Origin of the sequence: Candidatus Thiodiazotropha endoloripes (assembly GCF_001708965.1) — a bacterium.
Lineage (GTDB): Bacteria > Pseudomonadota > Gammaproteobacteria > Chromatiales > Chromatiaceae > Thiodiazotropha > Thiodiazotropha endoloripes.
Genome location: NZ_LVJW01000003.1, coordinates 2,103,976 through 2,122,560 on the forward strand (window position 1 = coordinate 2,103,976; position 18,585 = coordinate 2,122,560).

General features: G+C 53.0%; 13 protein-coding genes. 3 read left to right on the top strand and 10 right to left on the bottom strand.

The genetic code is table 11. From position 1 onward, the window contains the following. Nucleotides 1-112 precede the first annotated feature (112 nt). From A3193_RS09410 to A3193_RS09420, 3 genes are all read left to right on the top strand, one after another. Complete coding sequence (locus A3193_RS09410) at nucleotides 113-334, top strand: hypothetical protein (protein ID WP_069006677.1); 222 nt, start codon at nucleotides 113-115, stop codon at nucleotides 332-334. 185 nt (nucleotides 335-519) lie between these two features. Further along, nucleotides 520-2,907, top strand: coding sequence for a DUF1631 domain-containing protein (locus A3193_RS09415; protein WP_235614939.1), 2,388 nt, complete (start codon nucleotides 520-522; stop codon nucleotides 2,905-2,907). Between the two features lie 47 nt (nucleotides 2,908-2,954). Further along, nucleotides 2,955-3,299 carry a PilZ domain-containing protein gene (locus A3193_RS09420; protein WP_069014594.1) on the top strand — a complete coding sequence of 115 codons (345 nt, stop codon included), beginning with the start codon at nucleotides 2,955-2,957 and terminating at the stop codon, nucleotides 3,297-3,299. Between the two features lie 89 nt (nucleotides 3,300-3,388). On the opposite strand, the gene A3193_RS09425 is transcribed toward A3193_RS09420, so the two are convergent. The 10 genes from A3193_RS09425 to prsR all read right to left on the bottom strand — a co-directional run bounded on the left by A3193_RS09425 (nucleotide 3,389) and on the right by prsR (nucleotide 18,584). Continuing rightward, nucleotides 3,389-4,024: a lytic transglycosylase domain-containing protein gene (locus A3193_RS09425; RefSeq protein ID WP_235614940.1), complete on the bottom strand. Its 636-nt coding sequence runs from the start codon at nucleotides 4,022-4,024 to the stop codon at nucleotides 3,389-3,391. A gap of 88 nt (nucleotides 4,025-4,112) precedes the next feature. After that, nucleotides 4,113-4,601 (bottom strand): YchJ family protein, encoded by a 489-nt coding sequence (locus A3193_RS09430; RefSeq protein ID WP_069006675.1) that lies wholly within the window; start codon nucleotides 4,599-4,601, stop codon nucleotides 4,113-4,115. A gap of 450 nt (nucleotides 4,602-5,051) precedes the next feature. Beyond that, nucleotides 5,052-8,984: an ATP-dependent RNA helicase HrpA gene (gene hrpA / locus A3193_RS09435; protein ID WP_235614941.1), complete on the bottom strand. Its 3,933-nt coding sequence runs from the start codon at nucleotides 8,982-8,984 to the stop codon at nucleotides 5,052-5,054. A gap of 143 nt (nucleotides 8,985-9,127) precedes the next feature. After that, nucleotides 9,128-10,528, bottom strand: a complete 1,401-nt coding sequence (locus A3193_RS09440) for an NAD(P)(+) transhydrogenase (Re/Si-specific) subunit beta (RefSeq protein ID WP_069006674.1) — start codon at nucleotides 10,526-10,528, stop codon at nucleotides 9,128-9,130. An 11-nt stretch (nucleotides 10,529-10,539) separates the two neighbouring features. After that, a complete protein-coding gene (locus tag A3193_RS09445; protein ID WP_068993940.1) occupies nucleotides 10,540-10,827 on the bottom strand; it encodes a proton-translocating transhydrogenase family protein in 288 nt (95 codons plus the stop codon). Nucleotides 10,828-10,888: 61 nt separating this feature from the next. Next, on the bottom strand, nucleotides 10,889-11,983 hold the full coding sequence (locus tag A3193_RS09450) for a Re/Si-specific NAD(P)(+) transhydrogenase subunit alpha (RefSeq protein ID WP_069006673.1): 1,095 nt from the start codon (nucleotides 11,981-11,983) through the stop codon (nucleotides 10,889-10,891). A gap of 516 nt (nucleotides 11,984-12,499) precedes the next feature. Further along, nucleotides 12,500-13,423, bottom strand: a complete 924-nt coding sequence (locus A3193_RS09455) for an XrtA-associated tyrosine autokinase (protein ID WP_069006672.1) — start codon at nucleotides 13,421-13,423, stop codon at nucleotides 12,500-12,502. 55 nt (nucleotides 13,424-13,478) lie between these two features. After that, nucleotides 13,479-14,039 carry an XrtA/PEP-CTERM system exopolysaccharide export protein gene (locus A3193_RS09460; RefSeq protein WP_414630426.1) on the bottom strand — a complete coding sequence of 187 codons (561 nt, stop codon included), beginning with the start codon at nucleotides 14,037-14,039 and terminating at the stop codon, nucleotides 13,479-13,481. 164 nt (nucleotides 14,040-14,203) lie between these two features. Then, nucleotides 14,204-16,999 carry an XrtA/PEP-CTERM system TPR-repeat protein PrsT gene (prsT, locus tag A3193_RS09465; RefSeq protein WP_071938091.1) on the bottom strand — a complete coding sequence of 932 codons (2,796 nt, stop codon included), beginning with the start codon at nucleotides 16,997-16,999 and terminating at the stop codon, nucleotides 14,204-14,206. A 223-nt stretch (nucleotides 17,000-17,222) separates the two neighbouring features. Beyond that, entirely contained in the window at nucleotides 17,223-18,584 is a 1,362-nt protein-coding gene (gene prsR, locus A3193_RS09470) for a PEP-CTERM-box response regulator transcription factor (protein ID WP_069006669.1), read from the bottom strand. Nucleotide 18,585 lies beyond the last annotated feature (1 nt).

Consider the following 18,585-nt stretch of genomic DNA (forward strand, 5'->3'; position numbering starts at 1 on the left):
GATATTCTCCTAAACCAAAATGGTTTATAAACCTATCCTATATCATTAGTTAGCGACATAATGACAGGAAGCTTGATAAAGATAGTAAGAAAATTCAGGAGTATGCAGTCAAATGCCATTTTTCATTTTTAAAGTCAGAGCCGACCAGACCCTAGAGTTTCTCGATGAAGAGGAGAAGTACAAACCGGCGCGGGAGAAGGTCAGAACGCTTCGCGCCGCCCACCAGGAGGAGGATGGCGCCACCTATCGAATGGTACACGCAAAAACCATCGGCCAGGGAGAGACCTTGCTGGCACCAAGTAATAATGACGACAGAATCATTGGTGATGATTGAACAAACTGTACACCGGAAAGAGGCGCTTCACCGATGTTCACGAAAGATAATATTCATCTAATGAGTTCTTCATGCTAATCTTTGTCGGATAGCGCTTTAGTCAGAACTTGGTATGTTTGCAGCGCGATAAAATGTAATAAGATTCAGGCAACCGTACCAACTATCCATTGAAGGACCCGTCAATCGTGTCTACTCAAGACAGAAAAAACAGATATCAGAGTCAGTTTCAACCACTGCTCAATCGTTGCAGGGACACTGCCCTTGTCTATATCAATGCATTGATGACGGAGCTGTTCAACAACACTGACAAAGCACTCACGAGCTTTGCCCAGAAGGCTGAAACCAACGAGATACAGAACCGCTTTTTCGAAGCCATGGCGATGATCCGTAACCGGCATGGCCTGGTTGAGCATGAGTTCCGTGAGCTGGTGAATGAGGGGTTTGACAAGTTCTGGCGCGATCAACCAGAGATCGACGGTTTCTCAAGCCTGGAAGAGGATACCGAACTTGAGCTGGTCGACCAGGAGGCGATGGACGTTACTACCGCGCTGGAAAACATGGTCAGCCGAACCGTCGGTCACCACCGCGCCCAACTCTACGCCCTGGGCCAGAGACTGAGTGTGGTCAGTGGTGGACATAGCGTCAAACACAAACAGATTCCCTCCGGCCCACATCATCTGGCGCATGCCTTCAATGAAGCCATCGACGCCCTCGGCCTGGAATCACGAATCAAAGTCATCATTCTGGCCCTGTTCGATAAATATGTACTGAAGCAGCTCGGCTCCATCTATGACGACTTCAACAACAGTCTGAAAGAGGCTGGTGTGCTACCCCACTTACGCCCCTCCATCCAGAAATCGCCCGATTCCGACCGGGGTGACTCTGCTGAAAAGGATGGGGAGCATGCGGAAAACGCCACAGATCAGACCCAGGAAGAGTTGGGCGAAGAGCTGTTTGGCTCGATTCTGGAGATGATGGCCAATCGCAGGCGGGTATCGCCTGAAAAGACCCGGGCCAAGGCCGCCGCCGCGCAGGCCGCCGGCAGACAACCCGGCGCATCGCCACCGGCCACCCCGGAGAATCTGGTCAGCGCCCTCGACAACATTCAGCCGGAAAAACGTTTCGAATATGTACCGGATGTGAATGCGCCTGGCAATGTGATTGCCAACATCGAGATCGACGAGCAGTTTCTCAGCCGGGTTAAACACACCTTGGCCGAAGAGCGGCACAAACTCTACGCAGAGGTTGGTGCAGACCGGCTTGAAGCGGCCGATGAGGACACCATCGACCTGGTGGGTATGCTGTTTGAGTACATGCTCAACGATCCCGTTCTGCCAGCGGTGGCGAAGGCCCTGATCAGTCATCTGCACACCCCCTATCTGAAGGTTGCGATCATCGATCGGAAGCTGCTGACGGACAGCAGCCACGAGGCCAGACAGCTGCTCGATGCCCTGGTTGAGGCGGGCAGCCACTGGATCGACGAACGCAATCTGAAACGGGGCATCTACCCCGATATGCAGAATGTGGTCGACCGGGTACTGAAAGAGTTTTCCGACAATGTCAGCCTGTTTGGAACTTTGCTCGATAATTTCAAGAAGCGCATGGATGAGTTCCGCCGTAAATCGGACATTCTCGAGAAGCGGGCACAGGATTCCATCAAGGGCCGTGAGAAGCTGAACATTGCCCGACAGCGCGCCTCCCAGGAGATGAAAGCACGTTCATTCAGTGAGCATCTGCCGCAACCGGCGAAAGAGTTTCTTGAGCAGACCTGGGTAGACAAACTGATCTTCGTGCTGCTGCGCCATCCTGACGGGGAGATGAGTGAAGATTGGAAGGAAGCCTTGCGTATCGCCGATGAGATTGCCTGGGCTTTCGAACCTAAATCAGACAAAGAGCGTGAAGAGCTGGAGCAGGGTCTGCCGGACCTGCGCAAAGCCATCGAACAGGGGTTAGCCTCGTTGGGCGGCTTTCATCAGGAGAAGAGCCAGACCCTGTTCGGCTTGTTGAGCAGTGCGCAAGCCACAACCATCGCCTCGGAACTGGCAACCAAACAAGCCGCACCGAAAAAACCAGAGCCCGCACAACCCAAACAGGCCGAAAAGGCAGCAGAGCCAGAAGAGACTGCGGCCAAGCCTCAGTTGAAGGCAGTCCCAAGCAAGCCGGCTGTCAGTGATGCCAATGCGAAAACGGCAACGGATGAAGAGGAAATCCCCGAAGACGAAGCCGCCATGATGGAGAAGTTGCGTAAGATTCGCTTCGGCACCTGGTTTGAAATTCACGACACACAGAGCGGCGAGTCGAAGAAGGTCAAGCTCTCCTGGCTCAGCCCGCTGACCGCTTCATGCATGTTTGTCGACCGTGCGGGTGTGCAGACCGCCATCAAACCATTGAGGACGCTTGCTCAAGAGATTCTGAGTGGTGAATCCACCATTCTCGAAGACAGTGGCGACCCCTTTGTCGAAAGAACCCTGCATGCTATACGGCGCATGCTGCAGCGCTCACTGAAAACCACAGAAGATATCGCCAGTGAGCTGATTGATGACGAGGGGAACGATGGGAAAGAAGCCCGTTAAAGTGGAGCTTTTTTAACATCAACCCTATGCGCCCTTAAGGAGTAACCATGCAAGAACAACGTCAATCCCCCCGTAAAGTGGCTGATCAGGTTTTAGAGATTCAGGATCAGATTACCGGCAACACACTGGGGCGCATTGTCAATATCAGTGCTGAAGGCTTCATGCTACTCAGCCAGGAACCGATGCTTCTCGGCACCGTCTACCAACTGAATCTGATTGATCCCTCATCCCAGGAGACGCAGAAGTCAGTGGCGTTCAGTGCAGAAGCGGTATGGTCTACCGAAGCCTCCCATCCGGAGAGCTTCTGGAGCGGTTTTCGAATTACCGAGATTTCGAGCGACGATGTGCTCTACATCGATCGATTGATTCTGGAGTGGAACTCTGAGCAGTAAAGCTAGAGTCAATTAACACGAATGAGATTCACTTGATACATTACCCTGAGTGGCAGTGTGGCGTGTCGGCGATATCGATTTAAGCCGAATCAGTTCAGCATCGCCAAACGATTACGCTCGAATTCGTTCAGCACCTTCTTCACATATTGCTGGGTTTCAGGATAGGGGGGAATCTGCTTGCCATACTTGAGCACCGCATTCTCACCGGCGTTATAGGCCGCAAGCGCCAGCTTGATGTCATACTCAAACATTCTCAGCAGATCCTTAAGATAGGTCGCCCCACCCCACAGGTTCTGTTGGGGATCGTAGGAGTTTTCCACACCATACCGTTTTGCCGTTGCCGGCATCAGTTGCATCAGCCCCTGCGCCCCTTTGTGTGAGACTGCTTTGGGATCGTAGGCCGATTCCACTCTGACGATGGCATGCAGGAGTCCAGGATGGAGATGCAGCTGTTTCGCGACATCATCAATGAAGGGTGAGACTTCAGCCTTGTTTTGCCTGAATTTTTTCATACTGAAGCGGCCTTTCCGGCTCTGCTTCTTGCCGCTGCGCCAGAGCAGCCGGTAGTTACCCTTCATGGGTTTGTCGGTGAAGTGGATACCCCCTCTGGAATCCTTGTATTTGTAGATCTCCGCTTCGGCACTCATTGGCACGACAAAAACAAGCCCGGCCAGGAACAGGGTTCCCAGGCACTCTCTGGCTGTTTTCATCGTCAATAGTGTCACGACTGATCCTTGAGTTGTTCAGATATCTAAGGTGTCGGCGCTGGCAATTGAAACTTGAAATCGTTGATCAGGCCGCACCGGTGTCGGTTCATGCCCCACAACACTTCTTGTACTTTTTACCACTGCCACAGGGACAGGGATCGTTTCTGCCCACTTTCGGCTGTTTACGCACCTCGGTCTGTGGCGCCACCAATTCGCCGTCGACAAAATACCAGTTGCCTTCCTGTTTGATGAAGCGGCTGATTTCGTGATGGGGCCGAACCATCCCCTGCTCTTTGTAGGTGGCGATAAACTCCACACTCCCCTGATCGTCATCGGCACCACCGGCTGAAGAGTCGACCACCTCCAACTTCAGCCACTCGGAGTTCTCCGCCCAACGCCGGGTGGCATTGACGTCATGGTCGTGGCGATGATCCGGATGCAGGGATTGATGCAGAAATTCCGGATTATTGACAACAAAGGCGCAATAGCGCGCCCGCATCAGCGCTTCTGCGGTTTCCGCTTGTGCATTGCCTTCCAGGATCGGTCCGCAGCAAGCATCGAAATCTACACCGGAACCGCAATAACATTCTGCCATTTATACTCTCCAAACTCGTGCGTCAAATCTCCGGGCAGGCCTGGCCTCTGTATTTCAGAGTCTGCTTCCATCCGGGGTAAGTTGGGAATGAAAGATACCATGAGGCATCCATTGCACCAAGAAAGTGAGTGATTCAGAGGCTCAGCAACGAGCAGTCGATGTGGCATAAAACCTGTCGGACTCCAGCCTGTCCAGACCAGAGCTAACCAAGCTATGCTGTTGTTGCGATTGGGGAAATAAAAAAGGCGGGTATTCAACCCACCTTAATGCCTCTATCCTCGAGGCGCGAGACTGGAATGCGGAACGGCCCCTTGTTGAAAGACCCTGTTATCAATTTACCGGTTTAGAGACCTTCAGGGATCGCTCCTAACGGTTGCAATGATATCGTTTGATTTTGACCAATCGATGACCGCCGGATAACGGTTTGATGAAACTCTCCTGAAGCGGCAATCAGAGCCCCAGCTCCCGGGCACGCTTGGACAATCTTTTTACCGAGACAGGATACTTCGTACCCAGCTCCTGGGCGAAAAGGGAGACTCTCAACTCCTCCAGTCCCCAGCGAATCTCCTCGATGCGCTGATCCGTTCTGGCCTCCTTTCGACACAACTCATCCCACTGTTTCCACTTCTGCAGCAGCTCCGCCATCTCAGCCATTCGCTGCTGATCCCTGGCTGCGGCATGACTCAGTTTTTCAGCCCGCATCAACAACCCTTTCAGGTATCTGGGGTACTCCTTCAACTGGTTTTCGGGTATCTGCTGCAGAAACCCCTGATAGACCAGGCGATCCAGCTGCTCCCGCATATCCATCACCGACTTCATCCAGTTGATCTGATTGATCCCGTGAATGGTACGATGGGCTTGATGATAGACCTCAAAGATCTTCAGCAGCTGTTCACACAGTAGATTCGAATTGGTCATCAATTCGGCCTTGCAGGCTTGATATCGTTGTTCGAAACTCTCCTTATCCCGGATCTCCTCCTGCCCGTCGAGAAAAGTCTGATCGAACACCTTGATCACCAGCTCATCCTCAAGATTGTTGCTGCCGGAGCTACCCGCTCCTTGCACAGGCGCCGGCACCTTGGCATAGAGCAGGCGCATACGATCCAGGTTGGTCAGGTTCTTGCGCAGATAGCGGGTCTCCTTGGAGAGCTTGATCATCAGCAGGCGTCGAACCCCCGCTTTATGCAGCCGGCGGGCGTTGAATTCCGCATCCAGTAAGCGGATAGAGACACTCTCCCCCTCGTCGATCAGGGCTGGATATCCCTGCAGCTGGATACCACCCTGAGCAACCGACATCTGCTGTGGAAGCGGTGGAAAGTCCCAGCGCTTGATACCGCTCTGTTCCAATTCCGGGGAACTGAGCTGACGATGCTCTGCACTGCTCTGTGTGGCATGACGTTTTTTCAAAGCTGTCAGATCGCGACTGGACTCCAGCCCCTTGCCAGCCTCATCAACGACTTTGAGCCGCATCTGCAGGTGTGCTGGGATCTCAGATTGACTCCAGGCATCCTCAGGAACATGAACACCGGTCAGCTCTTTCAGTCGCTCACCAAGCACTTGTACCAGCGGCCGATCGCTGGGCGTAACCCCTTTCAGACAGGCATCGGCAAAATCGGGAACCGGTACAAAGGCGCGCCGAAGCGCCTTCGGCAGCCCCCGGATCAGCATGATCGCCCGCTCACGCAACAGGCCCGGTACCAGCCACTGCAGGCGGGCGTCACTGACCTGGTTCAGCACATCCTGAGGCACCACCAGGGTAACCCCGTCGGTTTGACTGCCCGGTTCAAAGTGGTACTCCAGGGGCAGCTGCATGCCATTCAGGTTGAATCGATCTGGGAACAGTTCGGCTGAAACCTGTTGTGAAGCATCCCGCATCAGATCCTGCTCTTTCAGATAGAGCAGTTTCGGCTGTTTTGTCGTCTGGTTACGCAACCATTTTTCAAACCCCGGGGTGGTGGAGATGCCCTCGGGGATGCGCTGATCGTAAAAGCTGTAGATGCGCTCCTCGTCCACCAGAATATCCCGTCGCCGGGACTTGGCTTCCAGAGCATGGATGTCGGCAATCAGCTGCTGATTGTGTCGCCAGAACGGGGCGCGGGTATGAAAATCCCCGTCCACCAGGGCAGAGCGTATGAAGATCTCTCTGGCGACCACCGGATCCACGGGACTGAAATTGATCTTTCTACGGGGCACGATAGTGACGCCGAACAGGGTCACCTTCTCATAACCGGCCACCTGTCCCCGCCGTTTCTCCCAGTGGGGTTCCGAGTGGCTGCGCTGCAACAGATGACCAGCAGACTTCTCGATCCACTCCGGTTGTATCTGGGCGATGGTTCTGCCATAGAGCTTGCTGGTCTCCACCAGTTCAGCGGCCAGCACCCACTTCGGCTGCTTCTTGAATAACCCGGATCCCGGGTAGATGAAAAAGTGGCTGTTTCGTGCCCCAAGGTAGTCATGGGATTTGCCTTTGAATCCGATATGACTCAGCAGACCACTGAGCAACGCCATATGGATCTCCTGGTATCCCGCTTCCGCACTGTTCTCACGATAACCCATCTCGTGCATCTGGCCGCGTAACTGGGCATGGATGTCGTGCCACTCCTGCAGCCGGTTCCAGGAGAGGAAGTGCTGTTTGCTCCAGCTGTGAAATTTTCTTTTCGAAAGATGCTTGCGCTGGGACTCAACCTCCTGCCACAGGTTCAGATAGCCCATGAAATCCGATTGCTCATGCTGATGCTTGGCATGCATCTGATCGGCCTGCTGCTGCTTCTCCACAGGCCGGTCACGGGGATCCTGCACGCTCAGTGCAGCGGCGATCACCATCACTTCATTGAGACAGTGGTGGTGTGCCGCCTCCAGCAGCATTCTGCCGATTCGCGGATCTACCGGCAGACGGGAGAGCTGGCGCCCCAACCGGGTGATCCGGCGGTCGCCATCTACTGCACCGATCTCCTCCAACACCCGGTAGCCATCCTTGATCAGACGATTGTCGGGCGGATCGATAAACGGAAACTGACTGATATCCCCCAATCCCAGCAGCTTCATCTGCAGAATCACCGAAGCCAGATTGGTTCGCTGTATCTCGGGTTCGGTAAAGGCTGGGCGATCGTCGAAATCCTGTTCGCTGTAGAGACGGATACAGATGCCGGCAGCAACCCGCCCACAACGCCCCTTACGTTGGTTGGCGGACGCCTGGGAGACCCGTTCGATCGGCAGGCGCTGCACTTTGCTGCGATGGCTGTAGCGACTGATGCGGGCAAATCCGGTATCGATAACGTAGCGGATACCGGGCACCGTCAGTGAAGTCTCGGCCACGTTGGTGGACAGAACGATGCGTCGACTGGTATGGGACTTGAAGACCCGTGCCTGCTCCTGGGCGCTTAGCCGGGCGTAGAGGGGCACCAGTTCCGTGGCCTTCAGTTTGTGCTTGCGCAGATTCTCAGCGGTCTCGCGAATCTCCCGTTCGCCACTGAGAAATACCAGGATGTCCCCCTGGGAGTGTCTTGAGAGCTCATCCACTGCGTCCACGATCCCCTGCTGCATCGGATCGTCCCGCTCATTTTCCGGCTCCTCCTCCTGGCACCGATAGTGGACCTCGACCGGGTAGGTTCGCCCGGATACCTCAATGATTGGCGCCTGACTGAAGTGCTCGGCAAAGCGTTCGGGATCGATGGTTGCAGAGGTAACGATCAGCTTCAGCTCCGGGCGTTTCGGCAGCAGCTGTTTCAAATAGCCGAGGATGAAATCGATATTCAGACTCCGCTCATGGGCTTCATCGATGATCAGGGTATCGTATTGATTGAGATAGGGATCCTGCTGAATCTCAGCCAGCAGGATACCGTCGGTCATCAGTTTGATGTGGGTATTCGGTCCAACCCGGTCGCTGAAGCGCACCTTGTAGCCCACATGTTCACCGGTCTTGGAGTCGAGCTCAGAAGCCACCCTGGCCGCCAGTGAGCGGGCCGCCATACGCCGGGGCTGGGTATGACCGATATAGCCTGATACTCCTCTTCCGAGGCTGAGACAGATCTTCGGCAGTTGAGTCGATTTTCCCGAACCGGTCTCACCGCACAGAATCACCACCTGGTTTTCCGCAATCAGTTTCTTGATCTCATCAAGACGCTGACTGACCGGTAGCTCGGCGGGGAAAGCAGGTACTGGCAGATTTGCCTGGCGTTGCTGCAGACGCTGTTGTGATGCCCTGATCTGCTGCACAAGCTTCAGCGCCGCCTGGCTGTAATCGGCGCCACTGGCCAGTCGTTTTTTCACCCCTTTCAGGCGCTGACTGAAGCGGTGGCGATCCGCCTGCATGCAGAGCTCCAGCTCTGCCGGATCCGGCAGATCGTCTATCAGGGGTAATTTACTGTCTGAGCTTTCGTGCATCTGCCCGGTTCTGTTGAACTGTGAATAACCTTAACCCGCTACCCTTACGGGGCCATGCCGGAGTTCTGGGTAACGAAAAAACCAATCCGCCATAACGAAAAAAGCGGGCCGAAGCCCGCTGTTTTTGCACCCTCTGGCCGGTCTCAATGACCGCCCCCTTTGAGTGCAGAAACCATGCCCTCTATCGTATCCTTGGCATCGCCAAAGATCAGAGAGGTATTATCCTGATAGAAGAGCAGGTTATCCACCCCGGAATAACCGGGACTCATGGAGCGTTTGAGGAAATAGACCTGCCGTGACTTGGAGGCATCGAGTATCGGCATGCCATAGATGGGGCTGGAGGAGTCCGACTTGGCGGCCGGATTGACCACGTCGTTGGCACCAACCACCAGGGTCACATCCGAGGTCGGAAATTCAGGATTGACCTCATCCATCTCCTGCACATGATCGTAGGGAATATCCGCTTCCGCCAGCAATACATTCATGTGGCCGGGCATACGACCCGCCACCGGATGAATGGCGAACTTGACCTCCACATTGCGCTGTTCGAGCAGCTCCATCATCTCTTTCAGTGCATGCTGAGCCTGGGCTACCGCCATACCGTAGCCGGGCACGATGATCACCTTGCCTGCATCCTCCATCCAGTAGATCGCATCATCCACAGAGGCGGACTTCACACCTTTTTGCGCAGCCTGCCCTACTGCACTGGCTTCACCGCCGCTTTCACTGCCGAAGCCACCAAACACCACGTTGATGATCGAACGGTTCATCGCCCGGCACATGATGAAGGAGAGGATGGCACCGGAGAATCCAACCAAGGCGCCTACGATGATCAACAACAGATTACCCAGGGTGAAACCGGTCGCAGCGGCGGCCCATCCAGAGTAGCTGTTGAGCATTGAGATAATGACCGGCATATCCGCCCCGCCAATCGGGATGATCAGGGTAAACCCGAGCACGAAGGCGAGCAGGGTCATCAGCACCAGTGAGGTCATGCTCTCGGTCATGCCGAAATGGATCCCCAGCAGAACCGTGGCTACACCGATGGCGGCATTCAGCATATGCTGACCTTTGAACTTGACCGGCGCACCGCTGACCAGACCCTGCAGCTTGGCGAATGCCACCACAGAGCCTGAGAAGGTGATCGCACCGATGATGATTCCGGCGGATAACTCACCCATCATCACCGGATTGAGTGTACCGGCGGCATCATGGTTGAGATAGGTGCCGATCGCCACCAAGACAGCGGCCATACCCACAAAACTGTGCAACGCGGCAACCAGCTGGGGCATTGCGGTCATCTCAACCCTTGATGCAACAACGGAGCCGATCAGTGCACCGGCGGCAACACCGGCGACGATGAAACCGTAGGATTGAACTTCACTGCCAAACAGGGTGGCCAGTATGGCAATTGCCATACCGATCATGCCGAGATAGTTACCGCGTCTTGCTGATGCGGGATGTGTCAGGCCTTTGAGGGCCAGTATGAATAGGATCGCTGATATCAGGTAAGCGATCGACTGGGTGTTTGCTGAAATCTCCATTGCTCAGGTTCTCACTTATCTTTTTTCTTGAACATGGCAAGCATGCGATTGGTTACCAGGAATCCGCCGAATACATTGATTGAGGCCAATAGCACCGCAATAAAGCCAAAAATCTCTGCAGCGGTGCCAACCGATTCAAGACCGGTTACCAGCAGTGCGCCGACGATGATGATTCCGGATATGGCATTGGTCAGTGCCACCAACGGAGTATGCAGTGACGGGGTTACCCCCCAGATCACCCAGTAGCCGATGAAGCAGGAGAGAACAAATACATATAGTGCGACTAGTGTGTCAGGCATAGGATCACTCTTTATCGTTATTTGTTGAATTGCGTTTTTCTAAACACCTTGTGATCGATCATCACTCAGGTTTGAGACGCATAGCCGATGTGATCTCGTCCTCTTGCAGATCTTTCAGGACCAGACCCTCATCCGTTTTTTCCACCATGATATTCAATAGGTTCATTATGTTGCCTCCGTAGAAGGCACTGGCATCCGATGGCACCATCGAGGGGTAGTTGGTATGCCCTACCAGTGTGACACCATGCTTGACCACCACCTTGTCAGCTTCGGTCAGAGGACAATTGCCTCCGTTAGCAGCCGCCAGATCAATGACCACTGAGCCCTCACGCATGTTTTTGATCACCTCTTCACTCACCAGGGTCGGTGCGGGACGACAGGGGATCAATGCGGTTGTGATGATGATGTGGGCTTTACTCAGCTCATCGGCCAACGCCTGCTGCTGTTTTGCCTTGGCCTCGTCGGACAACTCTTTCGCATAGCCACCTTCACCGGAGCCACTCTCACCGATATCCAACTCGATCGCTTTGGCGCCGAGGGATTCGATCTGCTCTTTGGTCTCAGGCCGTATGTCATAGGCAAATACCTCTGCCCCCAGCCTTTTCGCCGTAGCGATGGCCTGCAGACCGGCAACGCCGGCGCCCAGTACAACCACTCTTGCCGGTTTGGCTGAGCCTGCCGAAGTCATCATCAGAGGCAGAAAACGTCCGTAATGGGCACCCGCCTCAATCACCGCACGGTAACCGGCAATATTGCTTTGAGAGGACAAGGCATCCATAGCCTGGGCTCTGGAGATCCGGGGTATCCGCTCCATCGCGAGAAACACGACCTCTTTCGCCAGGATCTGTTTGAGGGTCTCATCCTGCTCACAGGATTCAATATGCGATATCAGAATCGCCCCTTTCGGCAGATCGGCCACTTCATCAGCCGATGGTTTGCGTACCCGCACCAGAATGTCCGCTTTCAGCGCTTCTGCTGCTGTAACGATCTTCGCACCCGCCTCGCTGTAGAGTGCATCGGAAAAATGGGCATGCTCGCCTGCACCTGCAGTGACATCGACTTCAAAGCCCTTCGCGATCAGTTTTTTTGTAACGTCAGGTGACAGAGCAACCCTGTGCTCACCTGCCACCGACTCCTTTAACAGGCCTATTTTCATGTTTTTTTACTCAGCCAAGTTTATGTCTAATGAAATCATATACTTCAGATTGCGCTGCATTATCCAGCCAAACAGAGGACTTCACAAGTTGGGCCCAGCCCTTGCCAGACCATTGTAAAAGGGGGTCGAGACCAGCATAGACCAAAAAAATTAAAAATAATTAACCGTTTAATTACAATATGTTATGGCCTGATTCATTACAATCACAGCACAAGAATCAGGCCTTAACAAGGGGATAAAAACAGGTGGTTTTAAGTGGATGTAATCGTTTATTTTGGGATTATTTTCACAATTTTAGCAGTAATTAATATACCGGATACGCAGCAAAACGGCATTTCAACGCGGCATGTGCTGCTCTCAATGTCATTGAAGCGGCGTTATTTCAAGCAGATCATCGATTCAGCCTGCCGCTACTTATTGTTGTTCTGATGCAATAGCGTCTCAACAGGTATGACTGGATCCAGTTGACAAGAATCCCAATGCCGAGAGGAAACAGAATCCTATTAAGCCTGTAAATTAATAGTAGGTTCCATAATAGTTGGAACCTTTGTCTTCCCGGCTTTTGTTCAGCACCAGTCCGATCGCCTTTTCATGATCGAGACGGGAGAGCGAGTCCTTGATCGCATCCACGGGTGTTTCACCGGCCTCCACAACCAACAGGATCTGTCCCATGTGCTGATTCAGAACCGCCGCTTCACTGGTTGCCAGAATCGGCGATGAATCAAATATGATGATCCGGTCACTATAACGATTGGATATCTCATCCAGCAGTCGCTCCATCTCTTTACTGGCCAGGAGCTCGGTTGATTTTTCAGAGCGATGGCCCGCCGCGATCAGTTTCAAACGGGGTATCTGAGTGTGAATGATGACATCACTCACATTGCACGCTTTATCACTCAACAGATCGATCAGACCCGGCTCGTTTTCGATTCCGAGCAGACGGCTCAGGGAGTATTTCAGCACATCCCCGTCGATCAGCAGCACGGTGGTATCCAGTTCAGTCGCGATACTCAGGGCCAGATTCATCGCAGTGAAGGTTTTACCTTCGGATGGTAGCGAACTGGCGATGGAGACCAGGTTTCCATGGGTGATCGGTGCAGCCCCCTTACCCAAGGCGTTACGAATCAAAGGCCTTTTTATGATTCGGTACTCTTCAGAGAGTTGCTTGTTGCCGGAGTGAGGTACAATAAACCCGTTGCTGGAGAGTGCTTCATAATCGAGGTTGATTCGTTTTGCCTCTTCATTGGGCTCCTCGAGGCTCTCCTGCACTGCTGGAGAGAGCTTCTCTTCCACAGGCTGGGAAGCAGCTACTGTTTCGTTTGGAGCCGCCTCGGGCGTTGCCGTTTTCTCCGGCTCAACCGCCACAGCTGACCGATCCACAGACTTCTTCTCAGCCTTGGATTTCTCGAGACGTTCAATCGCTTTTTCTATGCTGCTCATTTAAACCAATTCCAATTCAATAGCACCTTGTCTGAATATAGTCCCGATCGATCGATTAAAACCAGGTTTCCGGAATGATCAGTACATCACCGGGCATCATTCTGACATTGGCTGAAATATCACCGTCACGAATCAGGTCATCCAGTCTGACCCGGTATTGGGAGGTCTTACCATCGATCTTACGCACGATCGTAGCGCTGTTGCCTGAAGCGAATTCAGTCAAGCCGCCAACTTCGATGATCACATCCAGCAGGGTCATACCTTCGCGGAACGGAAGGGATTGGGGCTGGGATGCCTGACCGACGACACGAACCTGTTCGGTGTATCGACCGACAAACTGCCGGACGCTGACGGTGACCTTGGGGTTTTTGACGAACTTGGAGAGCCTGGCTTCCAGGTTTCTGGCCAACTCGGTGGGGGTTTTGCCACTCGCCTGCAGATCCTCCACCAACGGAGTGGTAATCAGTCCATCGGGACGAACCACCACATCGGTCGTCAGCTCCTGGTCTCCCCAGACAAATACATTCAGAGTGTCACCGGGTCCTATCAGGTAGAGAGGCGAAGAGGGAGAGGCCGTACCGGTTGAGCCGCCGCCGGCTGAATTGGCCGCATTCATTTCAGGGGTGCTGGAACATGCCGTCAACAGCATCAGTCCGATGGCCGCGATGAAACTTGTAATTTTCATATAATCTACTGATAACATAACACTTTCCTGTACTTTTTCGAGTTCGAGAACTGTTCCCGGTTCTTGATATAGGGCCTGTTCACAGCACCCCATGACTAGCCATTCGCAGATGATAACTCACTTAATAGCTGCTTGGCTTCACTGGATTCTTCAAATTGTTGGTTATTATCCAGAATTGCCTGGAGAATTTCCCGTGCCTCTTTGTTCCGGCCCTGAGCCTTCAACACTGCTGCGTAGTGATAGCGGATGGATGGATCAGTGGCTCTGTGAATAATTGGCTCAAGTAAATTCAGAGCTGATTTGGAATCCCCCTCCCGGAAGGTCAGCCAGGCGTAGGTGTCGATCACTGCCAGGGAGGAATCACCAACACGATCATAGGCCCTACGGGCAAAATCGAGCCCTTTCTCCGGGTTCTTCTCGTAAACAAGCAGTGCCGCATTATTCAAGGCGATTACATTATCCGGTTCATCAGATAATAGTTCATCATAAAGTTTTATTGCGTCTTCCGGCTTTTCATTGGTCTGTAGAATCATCGCCAGCGCCAGTTTCGCCTGCTTGTCTCCACCAGGCTGGGACTCAATTCTCTGTTGCAGTACCTCTGACGCCGCATTGACATTGCCATTCATGGCGTACAAGTCAGCCAGTTTTCTGTAGAGGTAAAACGGCGCCTCAGCTGTCAGATTTTTTTTCAATAGAGAGATTGCTGATTGTGGCCTGCCTTTGGCCTGCAGAACCCCGGCACTCAGTGCCACCCCGAGGTATTTGCTTTTGGAGTCAGCACTCAGTTGCTTGGCTACCGCCTCAGCGGCATCAAACTGTCCGCTCTGCAGCGCCAGCTTGTACTTCAGCAACTTACCCTTTTGCGGCAATGGATTGAGACCATCGAGGGTCGACATGGCGGCAGCATAATCACCCTGCTTTCTCTGCAGGTCGGCCAGTTGCAGATAGGCATCCTGATTTTGCGGATTCAATCGGATCATCCGCTCAATTGTCGCCCCTGCCTGTTGATAATTACCCGATTGCTGATTCATCTCCGCAATCAGTGAGAGAATGGTCAGATTCTCAGTTTCGAGGAGTGCTTTGTTTTGCAGGTATCTGGCAGCCTTTTCCGGTTGTTTTGTTCGCAGGTAGTAACGACTGACGATAATGATCGGCAGTATTGGGTTGCGTGAAGATGTTGCGGCTCGGTCAATCCATTTCAACGCCTCTCTCTGCTGACCGGAGCGTTCGCTGATTTGCGCCAACAGCAACAAGGCATGTGTATTCTCCGGATCAGTCGCCAGCACCAGGTCGAGCCGATCACTGCCTTCGCTCAATCGGCCATCCTCAAGGTCCATCCGACCAAGCGCCACCAGAGCCGGTACATAGGCTCTGTTCACCTCCACGGCATTGCGCAGATGCTCTCGCGCTGCATGCCGGTTACCGGATTGCAACTCGATCACGGCACGTAGGTAATAGTCTGTTGCTGACAGGTTCTGATTATCGGTAAACACTTGATCTGACTTGTTTCTGGCCGCTGCGAGATCCTGTTTCTTCAGATAAGAGAGTATTAACAGATTGGTGGTGCTCTTACCGGATGTACTGTCCATCTGTTCAAGTTCAGCGATGGCATCATCCACCGCACCCTGATTCAGGTAGAGCTTCGCCAACTCCTGTCGGATCTGGGTATTTTCAGGATGGGATTTGGCCGCCTTTTTCAGATATTCGACCCCCTGCAGAAAGTCCCCGGATTGGCTGGCTGCTGCACCGATCATCGAGAGCAGTTGATGGTCCTTCTGCTGATCACTCGAGGACTTGAGGATCGAGAGGGCCTCCTCGGGTTTGTTCAACCGCAGCTTGATCTCGCCGAGTAACTTTCTCGCCTGGAGATGAGTCGGTACCTGATTGACATAGCGCGACAGCAGAACGTTTGCCTGTTCCAGGTTGTTCTCAGCAAAGTGGGTTGCACCCAGCAGCAATACGGTCGGCAAGTGGTTTGGCAAGGCGTTGTGCACATCCGTCAACTCTGTTTTTGCCAAATCATACTTTTTGTCGATGTAGTTGTGCAGACCCGATAGATAGATAACGATCGGATGGCTGGAGAATTCACTTTTGAGCTCACCAAGATACTGTTTGCTTTCAGTGAATCTGGATTTAAGAATCAACAGCTGAATCAGTGAGGTCTGTGTGAGAAATCGCTCCTGTTTGGAGTCATCCGGCCGATCGAGTGAAACGGCTCGCTTCAGCGACTCTATCGCCTGATCGAACTGTTGCAGCTTGGACTGGATACCACCCAGGGTGCGCCAAGCCTGTGGATTCTCACCATCGAGTACGATCGCTTTGTTGAGAAAGTCGATCGCCTGCTCATCCCGATCACGCATACTTGCCGCTTTAGCACGAACCACCAACGCATCCGCATTTCCGGCATCCGTCTCCAGCAGAGTCTCAGCCAGGTTGTCGGCTTTTTCAGGCTGACGCAGGTGAATATAGGTATTCGCAACAGTCTGAATCAGGGGACGCTGTTCCAGTGCGGTAAAATCATCCGCCTCATAGTGTTCGACAATCTGCTTGTATTTACCCTGCAGACGCCAGGCGTCGAGAACCATCTGTTTAACTTCAGGATCTGCCTTTTCTGCTTCATTGATGCTATTGATCTCCTTTTCAGCTGCGATTCCATCACCCAGTTGCAAATAGGTTTTGGCCAGCAGTATCCGGCCTGCCTGGTGCTTTCCGTTCGCTTGCAAAAGATTTTTGAGTTCGATTATCGCTTTGCTGAACTCCTGATTGGAATAACTGGTGAGTGCGCTCTGATAACGCTCCTCTTCACTCACTCCACCGGAACAACCCGCGAGCAGAATCACTGTAAGTATCAGTGTAGTGATAGTTGTCGATCCACCTGTATAGACGGCCATCAGTTTCTCCAATCAATCCAAGTATTGTTGACGCAGTTTACAAGCAGCTAATCTTCGGCCTGTCGTTTTTACTAAAAAAAAATCAAATTCTCAGTGGCTTTAAGCCTGTCCATGCTCCACATTGTGGCGCCTGACTGGGGAAAACCACTCTCGCTAACTCACCCTGTTCAAGGTCATACCGGCAGTCGGGGAAATCAGTTAACGAATTATTTCCGGCAATGCGCTATTTCAATCCGTATTTATTAACCAGATCGTAGAGCGTGGGCCGGCTGACACCGAGCAGATCAGCCGCCTTCGACACATTCCCACCCACATAGCTCATCGCCCTGATAATCGCCCTGGCTTCCGCATGCTCTCTGACCTCTCTCAGGTTGATCGGCATGTTCTCTTCGCCATCAGCGTTGAGTTGCAGCTCCCCGGGTGTGATCAATTGATCATCTGCCATCACCACCGCACGTTTTATGCGATTTTCAAGTTCCCGCACATTACCCGGCCACTGATAAACCTCAATCGCTTGTAATGCATCGGTTGTAAATCCATTGACTTTGGAGTTGTTCTGCTTGGCGTACTTAGACATGAATGACCAGGCCAGCAATACTGCATCCCCTGCCCTGTCACGTAGTGGTGGAATATCGATAATGATCTCGCTGATCCGATAGTAGAGATCTTCACGGAATTCACCGCTGGATATCTTCTCTTCAAGGTTCTGGTTGGTGGCACAGACCACTCTGACATCCACCGGTATCTCTTCATGGCCACCCAGTCTTTCAATCACCCGTTCCTGGAGAAAGCGCAACATTTTTGCCTGCAGGCCGATCGGCATATCTCCGATCTCATCCAGAAAGAGTGTCCCGCCATTGGCGGATTCAATCTTACCGATGGTGCGTTTGGATGCCCCGGTGAAGGCACCCTTTTCATACCCGTAGAGCTCACTTTCAAGCAGGTTTTCCGGAATCGAGGCGCAGTTGATGGCAGCGAACTTCTGCTCACCCCGATCACTCAAACCATGAATCGCTCTTGCCAGAACCTCTTTACCGGTCCCACTCTCCCCCAACAGCAGCGCTGTAATGTTGGTCGGGCTGACTTTCTCTATGACCCGGCAAAGCTCGATCATTTCAGGACTGTTTGCCACCACGCCATCCAAGGGTGAGTAGCGCTGCATCTTGTTGAGCCCCCGGTTCTCCTCCTCAAGTTCGTGGACATGATAGGCACGCTCGATGATCACCTTGAGCACATCCGGATCGATCGGCTTTTGGTAGAAATCGTAGGCGCCGAGATCGATCGCCTTCAGCGCATTCTCCCGGTCGTCATTCCCGGTCACCACAATGATCTTTGTCTGAGGCATCAGACTGAGAATTTCCTGTAGGGTGGCGAAGCCCTCACTGACATTGGTGGGGTCCGGGGGCAAGCCGAGATCCAGAGTCACAACCGGCGCGGTAGTCTTTCTCAAAAGATTGATTGCACTCACCCGGTCTCCGGCAATCTGTACATCGTAGCCGTCAAAGCTCCATTTCAACTGACTCTGCAGCCCTGGGTCGTCTTCAACAATGATCAGCGGTTTTAATTGATTATTGGCTTTACTCACG

Coding starts and splice junctions, on each gene's coding strand:
- A3193_RS09420 (WP_069014594.1), top strand. CDS start 2,955: ATGCAAGAACAACGTCAATCCCCCCGTAAAGTGGCTGATCAGGTTTTA.
- A3193_RS09445 (WP_068993940.1), bottom strand. CDS start 10,827: ATGCCTGACACACTAGTCGCACTATATGTATTTGTTCTCTCCTGCTTC.
- A3193_RS09455 (WP_069006672.1), bottom strand. CDS start 13,423: ATGAGCAGCATAGAAAAAGCGATTGAACGTCTCGAGAAATCCAAGGCT.
- A3193_RS09410 (WP_069006677.1), top strand. CDS start 113: ATGCCATTTTTCATTTTTAAAGTCAGAGCCGACCAGACCCTAGAGTTT.
- prsT (WP_071938091.1), bottom strand. CDS start 16,999: ATGGCCGTCTATACAGGTGGATCGACAACTATCACTACACTGATACTT.
- A3193_RS09460 (WP_414630426.1), bottom strand. CDS start 14,039: ATGAATGCGGCCAATTCAGCCGGCGGCGGCTCAACCGGTACGGCCTCT.
- A3193_RS09440 (WP_069006674.1), bottom strand. CDS start 10,528: ATGGAGATTTCAGCAAACACCCAGTCGATCGCTTACCTGATATCAGCG.
- hrpA (WP_235614941.1), bottom strand. CDS start 8,984: ATGCACGAAAGCTCAGACAGTAAATTACCCCTGATAGACGATCTGCCG.
- A3193_RS09430 (WP_069006675.1), bottom strand. CDS start 4,601: ATGGCAGAATGTTATTGCGGTTCCGGTGTAGATTTCGATGCTTGCTGC.
- A3193_RS09450 (WP_069006673.1), bottom strand. CDS start 11,983: ATGAAAATAGGCCTGTTAAAGGAGTCGGTGGCAGGTGAGCACAGGGTT.